The following is a 22,665-nucleotide window of genomic DNA, read 5'->3' as shown; positions in this document are numbered from 1 at the left end:
ACGATGAACCTGTCATGGATGGCCTGGACCACGCCCACGGCGCTGTTCTTCATCACCATTCTGGCGTTGCTGATCGCCCTGTCGGTCTGGGAATATTTTTCGCCCGGCGGCAATCCCCGCGTCGGCATTCTGCGGTTCGAGACGACACGCGGCGACAGGCTGTTTGTGTCGCTGCTCGGCTCCGCCTTCATTCATCTCGCATGGTTGGGGCTATCCAGTCTCAGCCTGTGGTGGGCTCTCGGTCTTTCGGTCATCTACGCCATTGGCGTGTTCCGGACGGTTTGAAGCTTTAAGACTACGCCTGCAATCGCAAACTCTGGGAGGACATGATGCGAAAGCACTTAATGACGACAACAGCGGCGATGCTGTTGGCCATGACCGGCGCCGCCTATGCCGGGATGGATGAGGCCAAGCAATTTCTCGATCAGGAAATCAAGGGGGAATCCTCGCTGTCGCGGGCGGATCAGGAAAAGCAGATGCAATGGTATGTGGATGCGGCCAAGCCCTTTGCGGGCATGGAAATCCATGTCGTCTCCGAATCGCTGACCACCCATGCCTACGAATCCAAAGTGCTGGCACCGTGGTTCAGCAAGATCACCGGCATCAAGCTCATTCACGACGTTATTCAGGAGGGTGATGTCGTCGAAAAAATCCAGACCCAGATGCAGACCGGTCAGAACCTTTATGACGGCTGGGTCAACGATTCCGACTTCATCGGCACCCATTGGCGCTACGGACAGGTCCGCAACCTGACGGACTGGATGACGGGCGAGGGCAAGGATGTCACCGATCCGATGCTGGATTTGAAGGATTATATCGGCCTGTCCTTCACCACCGCCCCGGATGGCAAGCTCTACCAGCTTCCCGACCAGCAGTTCGCCAACCTCTACTGGTTCCGTTACGATTGGTTCAACGATCCGAAGATCAAGGAGGAGTTCAAGAAGGAATACGGTTACGAGCTGGGCGTGCCGGTCAATTGGTCGGCCTATGAGGACATCGCCAAATTCTTCACCGGCCGCGAGATTGGCGGCAAGAAGGTCTATGGCAGCATGGACTATGGCAAGAAGGACCCCTCGCTCGGCTGGCGCTTTACCGATGCCTGGCTGTCGATGGCTGGCAATGGCGACAAGGGACTGCCCAATGGCAAGCCCGTCGATGAATGGGGCATCCGCGTCAATGACAAGGACCAGCCGACCGGTTCCTGCGTGGATCGCGGGGGTGACACCAATGGGGCGGCCTCGGTCTATGCCGTTACCAAATATCTGGAATGGTTGAAGAAATATACCCCGCCGGAAGCGCAGGGCATGACCTTCTCCGAATCCGGTCCGGTTCCCGCCCAGGGCAATATCGCCCAGCAGATCTTCTGGTACACGGCCTTTACCGCCGATATGGCCAAGCCCGGCCTGCCTGTGGTCAATGATGACGGCACACCGAAATGGCGCGTCGCACCGTCGCCGCATGGTTCCTACTGGCATGAAGGTCAGAAGCTCGGCTATCAGGATGTCGGCTCCTGGACGCTGATGAAGTCCACGCCTGTTGATCGCGCCAAGGCTGCCTGGCTCTATGCCCAGTTCGTCACCTCCAAAACCGTGGATGTGAAGAAAAGCCAGACTGGCCTGACCTTCATTCGTCAGTCATCCATTATGGACAAGACCTTCACCGACCGCGCGCCCAAACTCGGCGGCCTGGTGGAATTCTACCGGTCGCCTGCCCGCGTACAATGGACGCCGACCGGAACCAATGTGCCTGATTATCCGAAGCTGGCGCAATTGTGGTGGCAGAATATTGGCGATGCGGCAGCCGGTGCCAAGACCCCGCAGGAAGCCATGGATGCCTTGTGCAAGGCCCAGGAAGGCATTCTCTCCCGTCTGGAACGCGCCAAGGTGCAGGGCGAATTCGGCCCCAAGCTGAACGAGCCGAAGGACGCCGCCTATTGGGAAAAATATGCCAAGGACCACGGCAGCCTGGCACCGCAGCCCAAGCTGGCTAACGAAAAGGAAAAGCCGATCACCATCAATTACGATGAACTGGTGAAGAGCTGGCAGAAGTAACATCAAACAAGCTGGAGCCGGGTGCGATCGCCCGGCTCTGGAGTCTGTCAGGTTCAGATTGAACCAGACAGACTCCAGATTCTCTTGTTTTCGGTTGTCTTTTCGGGAAAACCGGATTCCACTTTTCCCTGACAAACTCTACAGCGCCGTGCGTTTTATAAAACGCACAAAGGACGCTGTAGCACTTTAAATCTGCTGCATAATTTTCTCTTTAAACCGATTCCGGTTTAAAGAATTATGCAGTAGCATTCTTGATTTAACCAGCCTTCCAAACGCCCAGCCTTCGAAACGCCCAGCCTTCGAAACGCAAAGACGCCCGGGCATGTGCTCCGGGCGTCTTTGTGTTTGGTGCCTCTGTCGCCATGCGACGAGAGGTCGATCAATTGGTCGGCAGTGCCACCGGAGCGTCAGACTGGTTATGCAGGTACACCAGCAGATTGGCGCGATCCTGTTCCTTGGGAAGACCTGCAAAGCCCATCGCCGTGCCGGGTACGAATTTCTTCGGCGCGGTCAGGAAATGGTTCAGGTTTTCAAAGGTCCAGTGCTCCGAACTGCCCTTGGAGAAATCCTTCATGGCAGCAGAATAGGCAAAGCCCTCATGACTGGCGACGGGTCGGTCGACAACGCCCCAAAGGTTGGGACCAACCTTGTTGGCTCCGCCCTTGTCGACGCTATGACAGGCTGTGCATTTCTTGAAAATCGCTTCGCCCGCCTTGACGTCTGCCGATGCCAGCAGTTCCGCAATCGGCTTGTCGGCTGCGGCTGGTGCCGCACCTTCCGCGCCGCCAGCGGCAGGCGCTTCGGCCGCCACGATGGCATAGCCTTCCTTTTCGGGGGTCGGCGCGTGGAAAATCCCCTCCGACGCAATGGACACTGACATCAGTACGAAGATCGTACCAAGCAATGCGCCTGCTCCCATATTCATGTAGGAATTCATTGGTTATCGCTCCCCATGCAGTCCGCGCAGTAGAAATCGGACAAGCCTCCATCTATGAAAAGGCTAAGACTTTTGCTTGACAGTTGCAACCCGATTATGCTCCGCCGCCCTGAGACGTTTTGCCACTTACCCCCATTGCTTTCAAAGGCGAATACCGATGTCTGACCATACACGCTTCAAAACACTGGTTCTCATCCCCGCCCGCATGGCCTCCACGAGGCTTCCCGGCAAGCCCCTGGCTGACATTGCCGGCCTGCCGATGATCGTACAGGTGGCAAAGCGTGCAGCGGAGGCCAATGTCGGACGTATCGTCGTGGCGGTGGATCATCCTGACGTGTTCGCCACGGTGACGGCAGCCGGTTTTGAAGCAGTGATGACCGGCGAGCAGCATCAATCCGGTTCGGACCGTATCCATGAAGCGCTGATGACGGTCGATCCGAAGGGTGAGGCCGAGATCATCATCAACGTGCAGGGCGACCTGCCCACCATTGACCCGGAGACGATTCGTGCCGCCCTGCGCCCCCTGGGGGACCCGCAGGTCGATATCGCCACGCTGACGGTGGAGATCGAGGATGAGGCGGAAAAGACCAATCCCAACGTGGTGAAGGTCGTCGGCTCACCGCTGTCGGACAACCGCCTGCGGGCGCTCTATTTTACCCGCGCCACCGCCCCACATGGCAATGGACCACTTTATCATCATATCGGCCTCTACGCCTATCGCCGCGCCGCGTTGGAACGGTTCGTGGCGCTGCCTCCTTCGGTGCTGGAAAAGCGCGAATCGCTGGAACAGCTGCGGGCGCTGGAGGCGGGCATGCGCATTGATGTCGAGATTGTCGATACCGTGCCGCTTGGCGTCGATACGCAGGCGGATCTCGAAAAAGCCCGCGCCATTCTGGCTGCAAAATAAGGATAAGCTCGTGGTCACGCTCACCAACAAGATCTCTTTTCAGGGCGATTACGGCGCCAATTCCGACATGGCCTGCCGTGACATGTTCCCGGATATGGAGCCTCTGCCATGCCCGACCTTCGAGGACGCCTTCATGGCCCTGGAAAACGGCGAGGCGGATCTGGCGATGATCCCGATTGAAAACACGCTGGCTGGGCGGGTCGCCGATATTCACTATCTGCTGCCGTTGTCACGCCTGAAAATCATCGGTGAATATTTCATGCCGATCCGTTTTCAGCTCATGGTGCTGCCAGGCGTCAAGGCCGAGGAGATCCGCACGGTCCACAGTCACATCCATGCGCTCGGCCAATGCCGCAAGATCATCCGCAGCCATGGCTGGAAGGCCGTGGTGGCGGGCGATACGGCAGGGGCCGCCAAGCAGGTTGCGGAACTGGGCGACCGCTCCATGGCGGCCTTGGCGCCGCGCCTCGCCGCCTCGCTCTACGGTCTGGATATTCTCGCCGAAAATGTCGAGGATTCAGAAAACAACATCACCCGTTTCGTCGTGCTGTCGCGCGATGAGGTGGCGTTGAAGCGGACGGCTGCGGATGAAAGCTTCATCACCACCTTCGTTTTCAATGTCCGCAATATTCCGGCAGCGCTTTACAAGGCCATGGGCGGCTTTGCCACCAATGGCGTCAATATGACCAAGCTGGAAAGCTACCAGATTGGCGGCAAATTCATCGCCACCCAGTTTTATGCCGATATCGAAGGCCATCTGGAGGATGCACCGGTCAAGCGGGCGCTGGAGGAATTACGCTTCTTTTCCGAGAAGGTTGATATTCTCGGCGTCTACAAGGCCCACGCCATGCGCGGAAAATTTTAATCGAAGATTGGAGCAATGGCGGCGGAGTGCCGCCATTGCTCTGGCACTCAATATTTCATGGAATAGCCGATCTTGTAGAGCGGCTTTTTCGAATCATGCGGTGTGCTTGGCGCCTGTGCCTCGACAGCCTGCATGGAAGACGGCAGTTCAAACGGCAGCTTGCCCTGTGCCTTCTGCTTGCCCTCGATGACATTGAACAGCGCTTCGTCACTTGCGCCGAAATTGCCGATCAACGCTTTTGTCTGGTCCTTCAGATTGGTGAGAATACTTGGGCGTGACAGAAACACCGTGGCAATGATCGGTGTCTTTCCGGTAATGGCTGTCACGGCGTCGTAATTCGGGTTGCCGGGCTTGAAGGACAGATCGCCTTCCTCATGCCGCGCCCCAAAGAAATAATTGGGATGCAGGCGCTCAAAAGGCGCCATCAGGCGGACCAGGGCAAAATCGGCGTCTTCCGGCTTTGTCACCACCTGATAGCCGCGTTTTTGGGCGATGGCGGCATCGACATTGAGAAGATAGACCTTCTTTCCAGGTTTGACTGGAAGAATCTTCCCCTTGTTTTGTAGAACAACCATGGCGCGGGCCTGAGCCTTCTCGCCCTCGGCGACAAAATCCGCATTGCCAACGATGGTTTTTGCCTTTTGCGGATCAGCATAGGGGTTTTCGAACAGGCCTTGTTCAAACTTCTGGATCAGCAACCGCTTGGCCGACTGATCAATCCTGATCTCGCTGACTTTCTTGTCTTCGACGGCTTTCACCAGAATATCGGAATTGGCGACGCCGCCGAATTGGTCGATACCGGCGTTAACCGCCTTGGCAAAACGATCCTCCCGGCTGAGATCCTCAACGCCCCAGGGCATGCCGAATGTGTCAGGCCGGATGATCGGCGTGTCGCCGGGCTTTTCGCCATTCAGGCATTCATCCTTGCAGTCATTGGTAATCAGCCAGTCGCTGACCACGACGCCGTCGAATTTGTAGCGCTTGCGCAGCAGATCCGTCAGCAATTGCTTGCTATAGCCTGCGGCCACGGGCTCCAGGGGTTTGCCATCAAGCTTGACGCCATCGATAATCGAGTAGGTCGGCATGATGCCCGCCACCTTGGCGGCAAAGGCACCCTTGAAGGGGGTGACATGCTTTTCGAAGTCCTTGGCCTTAAAAACCACATGGCGACCATAGGAGTTATGGCCGTCAAAGCCCTGAGGTGCTGCGCCATATCCCACCCAATGCTTGGCGACGGCGCTGACACTGCCGGGCTTCAGGCCCGTGGTGCCGTTCTGGAAACCTGCGACATAGGCTTCAGCCATGCGCCTGGAAATCTGCGGATCTTCTCCGAACGTGCCGGTCGAGCGTGGCCAGCGTGGTTCCGTGGCAAGATCGATTTGCGGTGAAAGGGCCTGCTGGATGCCGACGGCGAGATATTCCTGCCGCGCGACATCGCCGAAACGGCGCGTCAGTTTCGCGTCGTCGAGCGCCCCAAACCCCAGGCTTTCCGGCCATTTGGAGAAACCGCCATTCTGGGCCGAAGCGCCCAGCACATATTGGAAATGGTTGCGCGGGTCGGTGCTGATCGTCAGCGGAATGCCAAGCCGGCTTGCCTCGGCAATTTCCTGGAGCTTGTTGTTTTCTGCGGCCAGCTGTTCGGGCGGCAAAGATAGCCGGGTAATATAGGTAGCAACCTTTGCATCGTTGATCAGCGGTTTGATCCGCTCCAGATCATACCCGCTGCCGCGTCCCTGGCCGCTCTCCGATCCTGATGATAAAGCCGGTGCCGTCCCATGCATCATCAACCCGGCCTTTTCGATCAAACTCATCTGGCTGACGAGGTCGCTTGCCCGTTCTGCCGGAGAGCGGCGCCAATCCTCATAAGGGTCGAGGCGGCCGTTGCGGTTAAGATCCTTGAAGGTCAGCCCATCGACCGTGAGGATCGCGGCGGAACGGGCGGTGACGACAGGCTGATTTTGCGCGATGGCAACAGACGCCATCAGAATGGCGCAGGACGCCAAGCTAAACATTTTCATCGATGATTTCCTGAATTGATGAATTTTCGCCGAAAAACCGGCCAAAAACCGGCCAAAAACTGGCCGAAAACAGATTTCTGAAAGGCTGAGCGGGGTCGATCTACCGAGACACAGCCCGCCGTTTCACCGTGGCGCCGGGTTTTGAAAGCAAAGATATATCCTCCCTCGAAATAGACTAATTCTGTCGCGCGCGATGTTTTGCTTCATCGTCCGTTGACCCCTCCCATCGGACGATGACACCACATTCGCTTACCATAGCCTCACACGTTTTCCGCGTAAATGGTGTTGAAGGCCATTCCAGACGCAGCATTCACCACCTTAACCAACCTTGCCCCAGTCCAGCCAGTCGCTCATCAACCGATGGGCAATGGTGCCGGGCGCGGGGGCTTTTACCGTTTCAGTCTCAAGATCGATCATCGCCTGTACTTCGGCCCGGCTGAACCAGCGGCAATCGGCCAGCTCGTTCTCATCGCGGGAAATCTCGAAGCTCAGCGCCTGCGCATAGCAGCCGATCATCAACTGATGCGGCATCGGCCAGGGCTGGGAGGCATGGTAGCGCACACGCCCGATGGTGATGGCGGCCTCTTCATGGGTCTCGCGCCGCACAGCGTTTTCAATGGTTTCCGCCGGTTCGACAAAGCCTGCGAGGCAGGAATACATGCCCTCGGGAAAATGCGCTCCACGCCCCAGCAGGCAGCGGTCGTTTTCCTCGTCCACCGTCATCATGATCACCACCGGATCGGTACGCGGAAAGGCCATGCGCCCGCAGGCCGGACATTCGCGCTTGTAGCCGCCGAGCCGCGGCTCCATCGGTTTGCCGCATGTGCCGCAGAAACGGTTCTCATTGTTCCAGTGCAACAGGCTGAAGCCCTGTGCGGCTTCGCCGACCAGCTCTGCATCAAGATTGGGATCACGATACAATTCGCGCGCCGTTAAGGCTTTGTAGCCGCTTGCAAGCTGCTCCTCGCTGATTGTCACGGGTACGGCGATGCGCGGCTCGCCGCTGGGGCGGCGGCCCAAAAGCACGGCATTGTCGAGGTCCGGTTGCAGGGCGGTCAGCTCGTAAGGTGCAAATAGCGGGTCCAGCACCAGTCCTTCATGCTTGAACACCAGCCGATTGCCCGCAAAAGCCAGCACATGCATGCCCTCGGCCTTGAAAGCCTCGGAAAGGCTTTCTTCCGAGCGATGCTCGGCGTAGCGCTCCAGTCCGTTGCCGGCAAAGGCGGTGAGGGCGCTTGCCTCGGGATGGGGTGTATCGGTATCAAACAGGGAAATTGGGGTCATGTCAGCGCGTCCAGAAGTGTCGTTGTCATCGTCGCAAGGGCTGTGTCCGAATAAGGCTCCGCCACCCCATGACCCCAGATCGGCCCCGGCCAGTTCGGGTCGTTTTCAAAGCGGGCGACGACATGAACATGGAGCTGTCGAACCACATTGCCAATGGCGGCAATGTTGATCTTGGTGGCGCCGGTTGCGGTTTTTAAGGCGGCACCGACGTGCACCTGTTCGTGCAGCAGCTGGATCTGGTCGTCCTTTGAAAGCTCGAAAATCTCAGCGACATCATTGCGGCGCGGCACCAGGATCAGCCAGGGCCAGCGGCTATCCCTGGACAGGCGCAGATCGCTTAACGGCAGCTGCAAGATCGACTGGCTGTCGCGCGCCAGCCGTTCATCGAGACGAAAAGGCTCCAAGATCGCTCTCCTGATTGTTTCCTCAAGGTCATTTTGTTTTTACGCATGCCTGACCGTAAAGCCGATATCCACTTTTACCGGAAAGGCGAATAGTTTTTTTGGCCATCGGCTTGCAATTGCCGCAGGAATTGCCGATATGTCGCTCGGGAGGTTGGTGGTGGACGAGCCACTCGCCAACCGGGTCAGGTCCGGAAGGAAGCAGCCCTAACGAGCGCGGCACGGGTCATCGTGCCAGCCTCCCACCCTTCATGTTTATGGCCAGTCCGTTTCAAGCGTGGCCGTATCCCGCCCGAAACGGGGAGACTGGCAGCGCGATGTCCGATCTGGAACCCACAGCACAAGCTGCTCCCGCGTCCGGCCAAGCCACCGGTGCTTACCGCGTTCTGGCGCGCAAATATCGCCCCAAGGATTTTACGGACCTGATGGTCGGCCAGGAGCCGATGGTCCGCACCCTCACCAATGCCTTTGAGACAGGCCGGATTGCCCAGGCCTATATGCTGACCGGCGTGCGCGGGGTCGGCAAGACCACGACCGCCCGCATTCTTGCCCGCGCGCTCAATTACAAGACCTCTGAGATCGACCGCCCGACCATCGACCTGAAAATCCCCGGCGAGCATTGTCAGGCGATCATGGAAGGCCGCCATGTCGATGTTATCGAGATGGATGCTGCCTCCCATACTGGCATCGACGATATCAGGGAAATCATCGAGCAGGTGCGCTACCGCCCGGTATCGGCCCGCTACAAGGTCTATATTATCGACGAAGTGCATATGCTCTCCACCGCTGCCTTCAACGGTTTGTTGAAGACGCTGGAAGAGCCGCCGGAACATGTGAAATTTATCTTCGCCACCACCGAAATCCGCAAGGTGCCGATCACGGTGCTGTCACGCTGCCAGCGCTTCGATCTGCGCCGCATCAGCGCCGGGGATCTGGTCGGGCTGTTTTCTACCATTCTCTCCAAGGAAAATATCGAGGCGGAAGACGAGGCGCTGGCGATGATCGCCCGCGCCGCCGAAGGCTCGGCCCGTGACGGACTTTCCCTGCTCGATCAGGCCATTGCCCACGGCGCAGGGCGGGTTGAAGCAGAGGCGGTGCGTGGGATGCTGGGTCTGGCCGACCGGGCTCGGGTGGTCGATCTGTTTGGCCATATCGTGCTTGGCGATGTTGCCGCAGCGCTTTCGGAATTCAACAGCCAGTATGAAGCCGGTGCCAGCCCGAGCGTGGTGCTGACCGATCTTGCTGATTTTACCCATCTGGTGACGCGGCTGAAATATGTGCCCAATGGTGCGAATGACCCATCGCTGAGTGAAGTCGAGCGGGTGCGGGGGGCGGACTACGCCGAGAGCGTTGCCGTCACCACGCTGTCGCGCATCTGGCAAATGTTGCTCAAGGGCATTCCCGAGGTGGAAAACGCCTCCCGTCAGGCCGGTGCCGCCGAAATGGTGCTGATCCGGCTGGCCCATGCCGCCCATCTGCCTTCGCCGGAAGAAGCGGCGCGCCGCCTGCTGGACATGGCGCAGGATGGCGGTGGCGCGCCGCAAGGCGCCAGCCCCAGAGGGGGCAATGGTGGCGGCGCATCTGCCAGCTATGGCGGGCAGGCGGTGGCGCGGGCATCAAGCGATCCGGCACCGCGTGCATTAGGCCAACCACAGCCGACCGCGCATTTGCAGGTGGTTCCCAAGGCATCACCGTCGCCGGACATTGCCGCTCGCCCGGAGATAAAGGCTGAGATCCAGCCGGATGTACCCGAGCCCAAGGTTCCCGTGCGGTCGCTGGATGACATCGTCAATCTCTGTACTGCAAACCGCGATCCGAAGCTTAAAGCCTTGACCCGCGCCTATGTGCGGCTGGTCAAGTTGGAAAATGGCCGGCTGGAGATCAACATGCCGCCGGAGGCGCCGAAATCGCTGGTTGGCGATCTGCAAAAGCGGCTGGAGGAATGGACCGATATCCGCTGGATGGTGATCCTCAGCCGCGAGCCGGGGGCAAAGACCCTGGCCGAGCAGGAAAAGAGTGATCACGAAGCGCGGATGACCGATGCCGCCGCCGATCCGGACGTCATGGCGATCTTGTCGCGCTTTCCCGGCGCGAAAATCACCGATGTGCGCATCCGCACCGTCGCCGAGGAAGAAGACGAGACCCTGCCGCCACCAGCCGCGGCTGAATCCGCAGAGGGCGATATCCTTCCCGGAGACGATATCGAGTTTTAAATTTTAGCCGGCTTATCATCTGTCGCGGAGGCGTGAAATCGCCGCGCGTCTGCCAGACGAAGCCAAGACCAACGGACTATATAAAGGAGGCAGGTCATATGCGCGACATCATGGGCATGATGGGCAAGGTCAAGGAAATGCAGGCCAAGATGGAGAAGATGCAGGAAGAGATTGCATCGCTTCAGGTCGAAGGCAAGTCCGGCGGCGGATTGGTGACTGTGACGATGACCGGCAAGGGCGAGTTGAAGGGCCTGAAAATCGATCCGTCGCTTTTCAAGGAAGACGACGTGGAAATCCTCGAAGACCTGATCGTTGCCGCCCACAAGGATGCCAAGGACAAGGCCGAGGCGATTGCCGCCGAAAAGACCAAGGACATGACCGCCGGTCTGCCGATCCCGCCCGGTTTCAAGCTGCCGTTTTAAGCCGGTATAGACGCTGTTTAGAGAAAAGGGGCGGGCTCATTCCTCGCCTTTTTCCGTTTTGCCATGAACGCGGTCTGTATGGCCGAGATCCTTGCCGGGTTCGATTATATCGCGGACCCGCTGTTTCAATTCCTTCGGCCCTGGAAAACCGCCATCGCGCTTGCGCTCCCAGATCAGGTCGCCATTGACGCGGATCTCGAAATTGCCGCCGGTGCCGGGAATCAGACCCACTTCGCCCAAGCTGTCGCCAAAGGTTTGCAAGAGTTCCTGCGCCATCCAGGCAGCACGCAGCAGCCAATTGCATTGCGTGCAGTAGAGAATGGTGATTTTCGGCTTATCGGTCTCAGATTTAGTGGTCATGGGGCAAAGTCTCAGTTTTCGACACAGGTCGGGAGTGTATAAGCTCAATATAAGCGAAATTGAATTTGGACGTTTATCGGTGTAGGCTAGGACTGTGACAGTCCTAGAGTTTGTATTAACAAGAGTGGAAACCCTAGGGGAATGTATAGCACCGGCTTGGGAGGGCAGAATGTACAAATTTGAAGTTTATAAAGACAAGGCAGGCGAATTCCGGTTTCGGTTCAAGGCGTCGAATGGCGAAACAATGTTCAGCTCTGAAGGCTACAAGGCCAAAGCCTCGGTGATGAGCGCGATTGCCTCCATTCAGAAAAATGCGCCTGAGGCAAAGATCGAAGACCAGACCACGGCAACTGTCTGATAAGGCAAATCGGCGTGGCCAAAGTGCCTTGCCGATTTGCCCAGGCTTTTATAGAGAGCCTACACGCTTGTAGAAAATCGTCGTATCGCAGAAGCGGCCATCGGGAAACAGCGCATAATCCGGCACCACACCGGCCCGCGTCCAGCCGAGCTTCTCGTAAATTGCTTCAGCCGGTTCGCCGGTCGCTGTATCCAGTACGATCAATGTCTTACCGGCACGGGTGGCCTGAAGCTGTGCCGCCTCCATCAGTTGGCGCGCTAGACCAAGTCCACGGGCTGAGCGATGCACCAGCAATTTCTTGAGATCGGCGCGATGTGGCTGGTTGGGTGGCTGTTTCAGGCCGATCTGTACCGTGCCCACCAGGCGGCCCTGATGCTCTGCCACCAGCAGCAAGATCTCCCCTGCCTCGACCGCATTGGCAACGCCTTCCCAGAAAGGCCGGGCGCTCTCAAGGTCGAAGGGCAACATGAAGCCCACCGAGGCGCCGCCATTGACGCAATCGCAGAGAATTTCACAGAGGTCGGGAATCGCTTCGCGGACGTCAAAGGCGTTCAGCAGCCGAATTGCAGTCATGGTCATTTCCTTCGAATCAGCGGCCAAGATCGATGATCACGCCGTAGCGGGCAGGGCGGTCCGTGGGGTTATGGAAGGCGTGGACCTCGCCGATAGCCATATAAAGACAGTCGCCCGGCTCCAGACGATGCACGGTATCGCTCACGGTCAGCTCGATAGTGCCTTCGAACAGCCAGACATGTTGCCATTGCTTGCCGCTGGGATGGGGGCTGGCAGGTTGCGCAGAAAATCGGACAAGTGCGCCCGGCGGCAGCTCTACTTCCACCACATCGACCCGCGCACCGGTGCCGGGTGCTGAAACGGCGCGGCGGATATAGCCGGTTTCGGGGTCTCTCCACGCCGGCTGGTCGGCGCGGCGCATTAAGGGTGAGCCCTGATTGGGTTCGGCAAAAAACATCGAAAGCGATTGACCCAGCGCCGAGCATAGCCGTGCCAACAGGGTTGCGGTCGGACTGGCTTCAGCGCGCTCGATACGGGAAATCATGGCCCGGCTGACGCCGGAGAGATCCGCCAACTGGTCGAGTGTCAGGCCGCGTTCGGTGCGGATCGCTTTCAGCCTTGCGGCAATGGCGAGCGTGAGGGTATTGGGCGTATTTTCCATGATATAAGAAATATAGTATCTTATAGTGGAGTCAATGGCCTTTCTCGCGCCGCTCACGTCAGCAAAATCACCTTTTATCAACAAGCCTCTTGCATGTCGCCCAACTCCCGGCCTTTTTCGCGTGCCAAGAGAGCGTATGATTCGCACGACAGGACGAGTCGAGCACAACCCCAAGGAGACAGACGTGATTGAGATCAGAAAACCGCAAATCGAGGAAATGCGGCCGAAGATTACCGTCATCGGGGTTGGTGGTGGTGGCGGCAATGCCGTCAACAACATGATCAACGAAGGCCTGCAAGGCGTCGATTTCATTGCCGCCAATACCGATGCCCAGGCGCTGACCATGTCGAGAGCCCCGCGCCTCATTCAGCTTGGCGCCGAAATGACCGAGGGTCTCGGTGCCGGCTCGATTCCCGAAACTGGACGGATGGCCGCCGAAGAATCCCTGCATGAAGTGATGGATCACCTGGCCGGCACGCATATGTGCTTTGTCACCGCTGGCATGGGCGGCGGCACGGGCACGGGTGCAGCGCCAGTGATTGCGCGTGCGGCTCGCGAGGCCGGTATTCTGACAGTCGGCGTTGTCACCAAGCCCTTCAGCTTTGAAGGCCGCCGCCGCATGCAGGCTGCCGAAGAAGGCATTGAGCGGTTGCGCGAAGCTGCCGACACGGTGATCGTCATCCCCAACCAGAACCTGTTTCGCATTGCCGATGCCAAGACCACCTTTGCCGACGCCTTCGTGATCGCCGACAAGGTGCTGTTCTCGGGCGTGTCCTGCATTACCGATCTGATCGTCAAGGAAGGCTTGATCAATCTGGACTTCGCCGACGTGAAATCCGTCATGAAGGGCATGGGCCGTGCAATGATGGGCACCGGAGAGGCGACCGGCGACAGCCGCGCCATGAAGGCGGCAGAAGCGGCGATTGCCAATCCGCTTCTGGACGAAGTGTCGATGCGCGGCGCACGCGGCGTGCTGATCTCGATTTCCGGCGGCATGGACATGACGCTGTTCGAAGTCGACGAAGCCGCCACTCGCATCCGCGACGAGGTCTATGACGAGGCCGATATCGTCGTCGGCGCGATCTTCGACAAGGAACTGGACGGCACGTTCAGAGTGTCGGTGGTCGCAACCGGGCTTGGGGAAGAGGGTGACCATCAGCAGGTACGCTGATTTCACCCGGTCACAGGTTAAATTATCCTTCAAATGCCCCGCATTTCCGCTTTGCGGCATGCGGGCGCGCTGCTATATGCGCAGGCCATGAGCACACAAAACCGCACGCCTCTCGACCATATCCGCAATTTTTCCATCGTCGCCCATATCGACCATGGCAAATCGACGCTGGCCGACCGCCTGATCCAGACCACCGGTGGCCTGGCAGAGCGTGATATGTCGGAGCAGGTGCTCGATAGCATGGATATCGAGCGTGAACGCGGCATCACCATCAAGGCGCAGACCGTGCGCCTGCACTATAAGGCCAATGATGGTGAAACCTATGTGCTGAACCTGATCGACACACCCGGCCATGTCGACTTCGCCTATGAAGTTTCGCGGTCGCTGTCGGCCTGCGAAGGTTCGCTTCTGGTGGTGGATGCGTCCCAGGGCGTCGAAGCCCAGACGCTGGCCAATGTCTATCAGGCCATCGATAACAACCACGAGATCGTCACCGTTCTCAACAAGATCGACCTGCCTGCCGCCGAACCGGACCGGATCAAGGAACAGATCGAGGAAGTCATCGGCATCGATGCCTCTGAAGCAGTGCTGATTTCCGCCAAGACCGGGCTTGGCATTCCCGATGTGCTGGAAGCCATTGTCAAACATTTGCCAGCGCCGAAAAGTGAACTGGGCGACAAAGGTCCGCTGAAAGCACTGTTGGTCGATAGCTGGTATGATACATATCTGGGCGTTATGGTTCTGGTGCGCGTCATAGACGGTGTTTTGACCAAGGGTCAGACTATCAGGATGATGGGCACGGACGCGAAATATCAGGTGGAGCGTGTCGGCGTTTTGACGCCGAAAATGCTGGCTGTCGACAGTCTTGGTCCGGGCGAAATCGGGTTTTTTACCGGTTCGATCAAGGAAGTGGCCGATACCCGCGTTGGCGATACCATCACGGAAGATAAGCGCCCGACAGCCACCATGCTGCCCGGTTTCAAGCCTGCCCAGCCTGTGGTGTTCTGTGGGCTGTTTCCAGTCGATGCAGCTGATTTTGAAGATCTGCGCTCAGCGATGGGCAAACTTCGCCTCAATGACGCGAGCTTTTCGTTTGAAATGGAAAGTTCGGCAGCGCTGGGCTTCGGTTTCCGTTGCGGCTTCCTGGGCTTGCTGCATCTGGAAATCATCCAGGAGCGGCTGGAGCGTGAGTTCGACCTTGACCTGATCGCCACGGCGCCTTCGGTTGTCTACAAGCTGTTCATGACCGATGGCAGCGAGCGCGAGTTGCACAACCCGGCAGACATGCCGGATGTGGTGCGGATCTCTGAAATACACGAACCGTGGATCAAGGCGACGATCCTGACGCCGGATGACTATCTCGGCGGCATCCTCAAGCTCTGCCAGGACCGTCGTGGTGTGCAAACCGAGCTGACCTATGTCGGCAAACGAGCCATGCTGACCTATGAACTGCCGCTCAATGAAGTGGTGTTTGATTTCTACGATCGATTGAAGTCGATCTCGAAGGGCTATGCCTCTTTCGACTATCACCTGGACGCTTATCGCGAAGGCAATTTGGTCAAGATGTCGATCATGGTCAATGGCGAGCCCGTCGATGCTCTGTCGATGCTGGTGCATCGCTCGGCAGCGGAAAAGCGCGGTCGAGACATGTGCGAAAAGCTGAAGGATCTTATCCCGCGGCATATGTTCAAGATCCCGATCCAGGCTGCCATCGGCGGCAATGTGATCGCGCGCGAGACCATTTCAGCAATGCGCAAGGACGTGACCGCCAAGTGCTACGGCGGTGATGCCAGCCGTAAGCGCAAGCTGCTGGACAAGCAGAAGGCCGGTAAGAAGCGGATGCGCCAGTTCGGCAAGGTCGAAATACCGCAGGAAGCCTTTATTGCCGCTCTGAAAATGAGCGACGAGTAACGGGTTAAAATAGACAGAGTTCAATAAAAAAAGGCGGAGAACCGGGAGGTTCTCCGCCTTTTTTGTGAGAAAAGTCTGCGCTCAGCTATGGGCGAAAATATCGGTCTCTTCCCAACCGAGCAGGTCAAGCTTGGCGCGGGTGGGCAGGAACTCGAAACAGGCGGTGGCGTGATCCATACGGCCATCGCGCACCAGCCGGGCGGTCAGCTTGTCGCGCAGCGCGTGCAGATAGAGCACGTCGGAGGCTGCATATTCGAGCTGCGCCGGAGACAGCATTTCCGCCGCCCAGTCAGAGGATTGCTGGGCCTTGGACACATCCACATCAAGCATTTCCTTGAGATTGTCCTTCAATCCATGCCGGTCGGTATAGGTGCGCGACAGACGCGAGGCGATCTTGGTGCAGAACACCGGCGTGGTGGTCACGCCGAAGGTATGAAACAGCACGGCAATATCGAACCGGCCGTAATGGAAGATTTTCTCCCGGGTCGGGTCTTCCAGCAGGGCGGTCAGGTTGGGTGCCTGGCGCTGGCCAGGTGCAATGCGAATGACGTCGGCTGTGCCGTCGCCCGGTGAAAGCTGCACCACACAGAGCCGGTCGCGGCGAGGGATAAGCCCCAGCGTTTCGGTGTCGATGGCGATGGCGCGGGTATAGCGCGCCGCATCTTCGCTGCTGATATCGCCTTCATGGTAGCGAATGGTTGAAGCCATGCCTGTCTCCTGCTGTCTCTTCGGTCTTTGTGCAGCAGATATAAAGCGCTACAGCGAACCTTTGTGCGCCATATAGGGCGCACGGCGCTGTATAGCGGAAACAGTCGTGCAGCGATACCGAATATCAAGGACCGCGCCTGAAATCACGCCTTCACCGTTTCGGATTGCTCATCGGTCCTTGTTCGCAAAGCTCGGTATAGGCCAGGGTCTGGTCCAGATGCTCGGCGCGAAGCGACAACAGCTTTTCGGCATAATGCAGCCTTATCGCAACATATTCCGGGTCCCCGGCCAGATTGGTCAGTTCGCCGGGATCGGCCTGAAGGTCGAACAGCAGCGCTGGCATTCCGGCAAAATGCACATATTTGAACTTTTCATCACGGATCACAGCCAGATTGCACTGGCTGGATTTCAGACCGAGAGCATTCTCCGTGGAATTTGTCACCACATCCCGGAAATCGAATTCCCAGAATGCGTGGTCTCGCCATTCATCGGGCTGGGTGCCAGCAAGAAATGGCAGCAGAGAGCCGCCGTCCTGATGATTGAGCGGGCTGACGCCCATCCGGTCTAGCAGCGTCGGCATCAGGTCGGCGGCGCTGGTGAAGGCCTCCACCACCTGCCCGTGGGTGCCGGTGTTAGCCGGATCGCGGATCACCAGTGGAATATGATAGCTACCGTCATAGGTCCCGCCCTTGCCCAGCATCCAGTGGTCGCCCAGCATTTCGGCGTGGTCGGAGGTGAAGACGATGATCGTATCGTTCCAGGCGCCGCTGTCCTTCAGATCATCGACGATCCGGCCAAACTGGGCATCGACCTCGGCGATCATGCCGTAATAGGTGGCGCGGATCACGTCGATCTGTTCTGAACTCCAGTCGCAGACGCGGCCTTTAGCGCCGGCAATGAAAGAGGATTGCTGCAGGTGCGGCAGCATCAGCTCTGCCAGCGGATGCACGGCCATTTCCGCTTCCAGCGTCGGATGACGCACAGGTTTGGGGCCGCTGCCCGGCGTAAACATCCGGTTATAAGGTTCGGGAACGCAGAAGGGTGGATGCGGGCGCAGGAAGGAAATATGTGCAAACCAGGGGCGCGTCTGCTCCTCGCGCCAGTTCAGGAAAGCCTCGGTCAGAAATGCGGTCGGGGTTTCCTCTGCGCTATAGGCCGGGGGCTCCTGATTGGGCTGGACTGGCCGGTCCTGTCCGGTCTGGTGGAGTTCGCATCCGGGCCGCGCCCCGCCGCGCCGGGTCTTTAGCCAGCTCAGCCATTGGCGGTCATCTTCCAGCAGCAATTGCCCAACCGTAAAGCCCGGTAACACCCCCTCATAACTGGTCAGATGCGGGTCGGCGGGGGCCAGACGCCGTGGATCGGGCGAAACATCGGTATAGCCAAACAGCGTCGGATCGTAACCGGCCCGACGCGCCGCCAATGCCACCGTGTCGAAACGGGCATCGAGCGGTGAACCATTGCGGCAGACCCGGTTGTTCATCTGGTAAAGCCCGGTATAGATCGCCGCCCGCGCTGGCGAGCAAGGGGCGGCTGCGGCGAAATGCCGGTGAAACAACAGGCCTTCTGCCGCCAACCGATCAACATTGGGCGTCTGCACCACGGGATGGCCGACCGCAGACAGGCAATCGCCCCGCCATTGGTCCGCGGTGATCAGCAGGATATTCGGCTTTGTCTGCATGGATGAAATCTTTGCTTGTTTTGCCACGGACGCGATGTGCAAAATTTATATCGGCGAGGATCTGGTTTTCCTAGGACGGTTTTTGGGTCTTTCTAAGGTCCATGCAGGTTTGGTTTGCAGCCTGGCTTCCAGCAGGGGGCTTTGTCTCTCAGGCCATTGCGCCGTTAGCACTACTTTGGTAGATTCGGGCAAGCTTGGTTTGAGATGATTTGCGCTCTCACTTTTGGGGGGCGATATGGTGGATTGGGATACGGAGCTTTCAGGATTTTTGCAGCCGTTTCTGGAGAAGCTTGGACACAAGAAACGGCGACAGATGTGTCCACTTTATGTGTCGGGGCTTATCGGCCCCGGAGACCGCAAAAGTATTGAGCCGATGGCGGAACGGTTCGCTCCAGGCCAATATGACCGCCTCCACCATTTCATTTCCGATGGCCTTTGGGATGCTGTTCCTCTTGAGGCCGAGCTCGCGCTGCAGGCGGACAGGATCGTTGGCGCATCCGATGCGTTTCTGGTGATTGATGACATCGGCCTGCCGAAGAAGGGTGATCATTCGGTCGGAGTCGCGCCGCAATACGCCTCGATGCTGGGCAAGAGAGCAAATTGCCAGACGCTGGTGTCGGTGACGCTTGCGCGAGACGAGGTGCCGGTCCCGGTTGGCCTGCGTCTGTTCCTGCCGGATAGCTGGATCGGTGATCAGGAGCGCATGGCGAAGGCTGGGGTCCCAGACGACATGCGGACCTCTCGCACGAAGCCGGAGATTGCTCTTGCCGAGATCGATCGGTTGATCGTGACCGGTGTCCGGTTTGGCACAGTGCTGGCTGACGCAGGTTACGGCCTGTCGGCTGCGTTCCGAAAGGGCTTAAGTGAACGTGGCCTCACCTGGGCGGTCGGTATCCCCAAGCATCAGAAGGTTTATCCCGATGATGTCGGATTGATCTTTCCCGTCTCCGGTCATGGCCGTCCTCGCAAGCATTCGATCCCCGACACCCTTTCGGTTGCCGCCGAAACGATGTTGGCATCTGCAAGCTGGAAGAAGGTCAGTTGGCGCCGCGGCACAAAAGGTCGCCTGACCGCACGGTTTGCAGCATTGCGCATCTATGACAAGGGACAGCAGCACATGCCGGGCGAAGCGGCCTGGCTAGTTGGCGAATGGCGATCAAACGACGAGCGCAAATACTACCTGTCCAACTTGCCGGTCGATGCGACATTGAAAGTGCTGGCGGCCGCGATCAAGGCGAGATGGGTCTGCGAACAGGCGCATCAGCAGATGAAAGAGGAGCTCGGTCTCGATCACTTCGAGGGCCGATCGTGGCAAGGCCTACATCGGCACGCTCTGATGACGATGATCGCTTATGCTTTTCTCCAGCACCAGAGATTGCAAACTGCAAAGCGGGAAAAAAAAGAAGCGACGAGTTCGCCGTGGGCCGCCTGAACCGACCTTGCCAGCCGTCCGTCGAGCCGTGATCAATGCGCTTGCTATACCGACAGCACAGATCCGATGTCCGCACTGTCAACAGCACTTTCAAAGCAAAAATTCAATTCTGCCAAAGTAGTGCTAGGCCTCGTGGACAATCCTCCAGCTCTGCCCGCGCTTGATCCGGTGGCTATGCAATCGTCTCGATTGGAAGTGCGCAAATTCTACTCATTCGCCAGCGGATGATCGGCGATGGAGGGTGAAAGGCCTCCTTTTCTTGATAGATTTCGTAAAATGCCGGGGTTTTCACGCTTTCGCTATGCGCTGAATACATTGCTGCAATGCGGTATTAACGATATTCATTCTCGGGAAATCCTCTATATTTAAACCATCGAAGCGACGCACTCCTCCTCCCAGTGTCGCTTTGAAGGGATCGGCGATACTCCTCCTCCCAATTGCCGATCAAGTTCAAGAGCCCGACGCATCCTCCTCCCGCGTCGGGCTCTTTTGCGTTCTGGCTCCTGCCTCTTCGCTCTTCAATCCCGTCTTATCCGGTTCCCCGTTTTATCCGGTTCGATGCATAAACGATGCTTTCGTCTGCTTTGAATTGGTTTACACAGTGTTGATCGAAGCACCTCGCGCGATGACCGCGCAGGATGTGGGCGATCACCTGATGACAGCGAGGCTTGACCCCTATGGCGGTAAAATTCGGCACCAGCGGACTGCGTGGTCTCTCTTTGGAGCTGGTCGGCGGCGTTTCGGCTCTGCATGCGACGGCATTTGCCAGAATGCTGCTTGCCAAGGGCTATGCCAAACCGGGCGCGACCGTGCTGATTGGCCAGGATTTTCGCCCGTCCAGCCCGGAAATCGCTGCCACCTGTATGGGCGCACTGCAACGGGAAGGGCTGGTGCCGGTCGATTGTGGAGCCATTCCCACCCCAGCGCTGGCCTTTTATGGCAGCAAGATCGGTGCGGCCTCGCTGATGGTTACTGGCTCTCACATTCCAGCCGACCGCAACGGCATCAAATTCTATCGGCCGGATGGGGAAATCGACAAGGCTGACGAAGAGGCGATCACAGCGCTTGCCGCTGAGTTGGCGGCTGATGAGGCCGCTAACCGCGTTGAACATGCCGTAGGCGAAGACCGATACGCGATTGCCGTAGACCTGTTTCTAAAACGCAATATGGCTGTCCTGCCCCCTGCCGCCTTTGAGGGCATGAAAATCGGCGTCTATCAGCATAGCAGCGTGGCGCGTGACATGCTGGTGACCCTTCTTGAGGGCTATGGCGCATCCGTCCTGCCGCTGGGGCGCTCGGAGATCTTCGTCCCTGTTGATACCGAGGCGGTATCGCCTGAAACAATCGGCAAACTTTCCGCCTGGTCAAGCGAACATGGCCTGGATGCCATCGTCTCCACCGATGGCGATGCCGACCGTCCATTGGTGGCCGATGAAAAGGGCGCGCCCTTGCGCGGCGATCTGCTGGGCCTGATCACTGCAACTCTGCTCGGCGCCAAGGTGATTGCCACACCTGTTACCTCCAATTCGGGCATTGAGGCGGCAAGCGGGTTTTCGGTCTTACGCACCCGCGTCGGCTCTCCTTACGTGATTGCAGCGATGAATGCGGCGCTCTCGGCGGGTGAGACTGGCGTGATCGGCTTTGAGGCGAATGGCGGCGTGATGCTTGCCTCCGATTTCACCGTTCATGATGGCAGGCTTGCCGCTCTGCCGACCCGCGATTGTGTTATGCCTATCCTGGCAGCGCTCTATGCAGCGGCGAGCACCGGACAGACACTCTCCGCCGTGGTGTCAGATTATCGCCTGCCGATTGCCCTTTCCGACCGTCTGGAACACTACGCCTTGGACAAAAGCAGTGCGCTAATGGCATTTCTGCGCGGCTCGGACGAAAACCTGCGTAGTTTCCTGGCGCCTATAGGGGGTGTGCGTGAAACCAGCGATATCGATGGTTTGCGTGTGACGCTCGATGATAACAGGGTCATCCATTTCCGCCCTTCCGGCAACGCCCCGGAAATGCGCTGCTATGTCGAGGCAAGCGATCAGGCATCGGCGGCCAGCCTGCTGGCCCAAGGTCTTGCCTTGCTGGCAAAATGGCCAGATTGACAAACCCAGAGGCCTGTCAATCAAGCGGATAAACAAGGTGATACGCTTCCCGGCGGCTTGCTGTCCTTGGAACGCAAGGGATTGTCATGCGCTTTTCGCTTCCGCCGCGTGCCTGCTGCGGGTACATCATTTTCAGGATAATTTTATTGCAAAAGGATGACCGATGGACCGTGGCCACGACCCCAGCGAACTTGAAATGGTGGTATTGATGACGCCGGATATGGCGAATTTTTCCGGCAAGGTGCATGGCGGCGCGCTGCTGAACATTCTCGACCGGGTCGCCTATTCCTGCGCCTCACGCTTTTCCCAGCAATATGCGGTGACGCTGTCGGTGGATCAGGTAGTGTTCCGTCAGCCGATCCATGTCGGTGAACTCGTGACGTTCCGCGCCTCGGTCAATTATGCCGGGCGCACATCAATGGAAATCGGCATTCGGGTCGAGGCGGAGGAAATCCGCACCGGTGAACGCCGCCATACCAATTCCTGTTATTTCACCATGGTTGCCGTGGATGCCGAGGGCAAGCCGACCGCCGTTCCGTCCTTCTGTCCCGAAACGCCGGCGAAAATCCGGCGGGAAAAGGCGGCCCGTGAGCGTCGCGCCCTGCGTCAGGAATTCGAGCATCGTTTCAAGCAGGTCAAGTTGTCCGGTCAGGACTAAAACATCATGCTTTGG

21 protein-coding genes and 1 other RNA gene are annotated in these 22,665 nt (G+C 58.2%); 13 read left to right on the top strand and 9 right to left on the bottom strand.

From position 1 onward, the window contains the following. Nucleotides 1-3: 3 nt before the first annotated feature. Together V6582_RS10565 and V6582_RS10560 are read left to right on the top strand one after the other, a co-directional pair. On the top strand, nucleotides 4-285 hold the full coding sequence (locus V6582_RS10565; RefSeq protein WP_060719440.1) for a DUF2160 domain-containing protein: 282 nt from the start codon (nucleotides 4-6) through the stop codon (nucleotides 283-285). Nucleotides 286-329: 44 nt separating this feature from the next. Beyond that, the gene (locus tag V6582_RS10560; protein WP_156631240.1) at nucleotides 330-2,051 is read left to right on the top strand and encodes an ABC transporter substrate-binding protein; all 1,722 of its coding nucleotides are present in this window, start codon (nucleotides 330-332) and stop codon (nucleotides 2,049-2,051) included. A gap of 379 nt (nucleotides 2,052-2,430) precedes the next feature. Here the strand turns inward: V6582_RS10560 and V6582_RS10555 are convergent, their stop codons facing one another. Continuing rightward, nucleotides 2,431-2,988: a c-type cytochrome gene (locus V6582_RS10555; RefSeq protein ID WP_156631239.1), complete on the bottom strand. Its 558-nt coding sequence runs from the start codon at nucleotides 2,986-2,988 to the stop codon at nucleotides 2,431-2,433. Between the two features lie 157 nt (nucleotides 2,989-3,145). On the opposite strand from V6582_RS10555, the gene V6582_RS10550 reads away from it, so the two are divergent. After that, a complete protein-coding gene (locus V6582_RS10550) occupies nucleotides 3,146-3,895 on the top strand; it encodes a 3-deoxy-manno-octulosonate cytidylyltransferase (protein ID WP_156631238.1) in 750 nt (249 codons plus the stop codon). 10 nt (nucleotides 3,896-3,905) lie between these two features. Next, entirely contained in the window at nucleotides 3,906-4,760 is an 855-nt protein-coding gene (locus tag V6582_RS10545) for a prephenate dehydratase (protein WP_337739197.1), read from the top strand. 47 nt (nucleotides 4,761-4,807) lie between these two features. Here V6582_RS10545 and V6582_RS10540 read toward each other — a convergent pair whose 3' ends face one another. The 3 genes from V6582_RS10540 to V6582_RS10530 all read right to left on the bottom strand — a co-directional run bounded on the left by V6582_RS10540 (nucleotide 4,808) and on the right by V6582_RS10530 (nucleotide 8,466). Further along, entirely contained in the window at nucleotides 4,808-6,778 is a 1,971-nt protein-coding gene (locus tag V6582_RS10540; RefSeq protein ID WP_156631237.1) for a glycoside hydrolase family 3 protein, read from the bottom strand. A 318-nt stretch (nucleotides 6,779-7,096) separates the two neighbouring features. Then, nucleotides 7,097-8,062: an NAD(+) diphosphatase gene (gene nudC / locus V6582_RS10535; RefSeq protein ID WP_156631236.1), complete on the bottom strand. Its 966-nt coding sequence runs from the start codon at nucleotides 8,060-8,062 to the stop codon at nucleotides 7,097-7,099. Beyond that, entirely contained in the window at nucleotides 8,059-8,466 is a 408-nt protein-coding gene (locus V6582_RS10530; protein WP_156631235.1) for an HIT family protein, read from the bottom strand. The genes nudC and V6582_RS10530 overlap by 4 nt, the downstream gene beginning before the upstream one ends. 146 nt (nucleotides 8,467-8,612) lie before the next feature. Between V6582_RS10530 and ffs the strand changes: the two genes are divergently transcribed. The 3 genes from ffs to V6582_RS10515 all read left to right on the top strand — a co-directional run bounded on the left by ffs (nucleotide 8,613) and on the right by V6582_RS10515 (nucleotide 11,098). Beyond that, nucleotides 8,613-8,709, top strand: an RNA gene (gene ffs / locus V6582_RS10525) — signal recognition particle sRNA small type. 71 nt (nucleotides 8,710-8,780) lie between these two features. Beyond that, nucleotides 8,781-10,676, top strand: coding sequence for a DNA polymerase III subunit gamma/tau (locus tag V6582_RS10520; protein ID WP_156631234.1), 1,896 nt, complete (start codon nucleotides 8,781-8,783; stop codon nucleotides 10,674-10,676). A 98-nt stretch (nucleotides 10,677-10,774) separates the two neighbouring features. Next, the gene (locus tag V6582_RS10515; protein WP_012654590.1) at nucleotides 10,775-11,098 is read left to right on the top strand and encodes a YbaB/EbfC family nucleoid-associated protein; all 324 of its coding nucleotides are present in this window, start codon (nucleotides 10,775-10,777) and stop codon (nucleotides 11,096-11,098) included. A 36-nt stretch (nucleotides 11,099-11,134) separates the two neighbouring features. Here the strand turns inward: V6582_RS10515 and V6582_RS10510 are convergent, their stop codons facing one another. After that, nucleotides 11,135-11,458, bottom strand: a complete 324-nt coding sequence (locus V6582_RS10510; RefSeq protein ID WP_156631233.1) for a SelT/SelW/SelH family protein — start codon at nucleotides 11,456-11,458, stop codon at nucleotides 11,135-11,137. 169 nt (nucleotides 11,459-11,627) lie between these two features. Between V6582_RS10510 and V6582_RS10505 the strand changes: the two genes are divergently transcribed. Continuing rightward, nucleotides 11,628-11,816 carry a YegP family protein gene (locus V6582_RS10505; protein ID WP_012654592.1) on the top strand — a complete coding sequence of 63 codons (189 nt, stop codon included), beginning with the start codon at nucleotides 11,628-11,630 and terminating at the stop codon, nucleotides 11,814-11,816. Nucleotides 11,817-11,864: 48 nt separating this feature from the next. Here V6582_RS10505 and V6582_RS10500 read toward each other — a convergent pair whose 3' ends face one another. After that, nucleotides 11,865-12,389, bottom strand: coding sequence for a GNAT family N-acetyltransferase (locus V6582_RS10500; RefSeq protein ID WP_156631232.1), 525 nt, complete (start codon nucleotides 12,387-12,389; stop codon nucleotides 11,865-11,867). A gap of 16 nt (nucleotides 12,390-12,405) precedes the next feature. Next, nucleotides 12,406-12,990, bottom strand: a complete 585-nt coding sequence (locus V6582_RS10495; RefSeq protein WP_156631278.1) for a helix-turn-helix domain-containing protein — start codon at nucleotides 12,988-12,990, stop codon at nucleotides 12,406-12,408. Nucleotides 12,991-13,174: 184 nt separating this feature from the next. On the opposite strand from V6582_RS10495, the gene ftsZ reads away from it, so the two are divergent. Together ftsZ and lepA are read left to right on the top strand one after the other, a co-directional pair. Beyond that, nucleotides 13,175-14,161 (top strand): cell division protein FtsZ, encoded by a 987-nt coding sequence (gene ftsZ / locus V6582_RS10490; protein WP_337739196.1) that lies wholly within the window; start codon nucleotides 13,175-13,177, stop codon nucleotides 14,159-14,161. Between the two features lie 87 nt (nucleotides 14,162-14,248). Then, nucleotides 14,249-16,072 carry a translation elongation factor 4 gene (gene lepA, locus V6582_RS10485; protein WP_060719491.1) on the top strand — a complete coding sequence of 608 codons (1,824 nt, stop codon included), beginning with the start codon at nucleotides 14,249-14,251 and terminating at the stop codon, nucleotides 16,070-16,072. Between the two features lie 81 nt (nucleotides 16,073-16,153). Here lepA and V6582_RS10480 read toward each other — a convergent pair whose 3' ends face one another. Together V6582_RS10480 and V6582_RS10475 are read right to left on the bottom strand one after the other, a co-directional pair. Then, nucleotides 16,154-16,780 carry a ribonuclease D gene (locus tag V6582_RS10480; RefSeq protein WP_156631230.1) on the bottom strand — a complete coding sequence of 209 codons (627 nt, stop codon included), beginning with the start codon at nucleotides 16,778-16,780 and terminating at the stop codon, nucleotides 16,154-16,156. A 151-nt stretch (nucleotides 16,781-16,931) separates the two neighbouring features. After that, nucleotides 16,932-18,458, bottom strand: a complete 1,527-nt coding sequence (locus V6582_RS10475) for an alkaline phosphatase family protein (RefSeq protein WP_156631229.1) — start codon at nucleotides 18,456-18,458, stop codon at nucleotides 16,932-16,934. A gap of 235 nt (nucleotides 18,459-18,693) precedes the next feature. Here V6582_RS10475 and V6582_RS10470 point away from each other — a divergent pair, with 235 nt between their 5' ends. The 3 genes from V6582_RS10470 to V6582_RS10460 all read left to right on the top strand — a co-directional run bounded on the left by V6582_RS10470 (nucleotide 18,694) and on the right by V6582_RS10460 (nucleotide 22,650). Then, entirely contained in the window at nucleotides 18,694-19,890 is a 1,197-nt protein-coding gene (locus V6582_RS10470) for an IS701 family transposase (protein WP_156631228.1), read from the top strand. Nucleotides 19,891-20,567: 677 nt separating this feature from the next. After that, nucleotides 20,568-21,992, top strand: coding sequence for a phosphomannomutase (locus tag V6582_RS10465; protein WP_156631227.1), 1,425 nt, complete (start codon nucleotides 20,568-20,570; stop codon nucleotides 21,990-21,992). Between the two features lie 163 nt (nucleotides 21,993-22,155). Beyond that, entirely contained in the window at nucleotides 22,156-22,650 is a 495-nt protein-coding gene (locus V6582_RS10460) for an acyl-CoA thioesterase (protein ID WP_041696061.1), read from the top strand. Nucleotides 22,651-22,665: the final 15 nt, after the last annotated feature.

The sequence above is a fragment of the Agrobacterium vitis genome, from assembly GCF_037039395.1.
GTDB lineage: Bacteria > Pseudomonadota > Alphaproteobacteria > Rhizobiales > Rhizobiaceae > Allorhizobium > Allorhizobium vitis_E.
The sequence above is the reverse complement of the archived record's forward strand: the minus strand, read 5'-3'. Positions and strand labels throughout refer to the sequence as shown.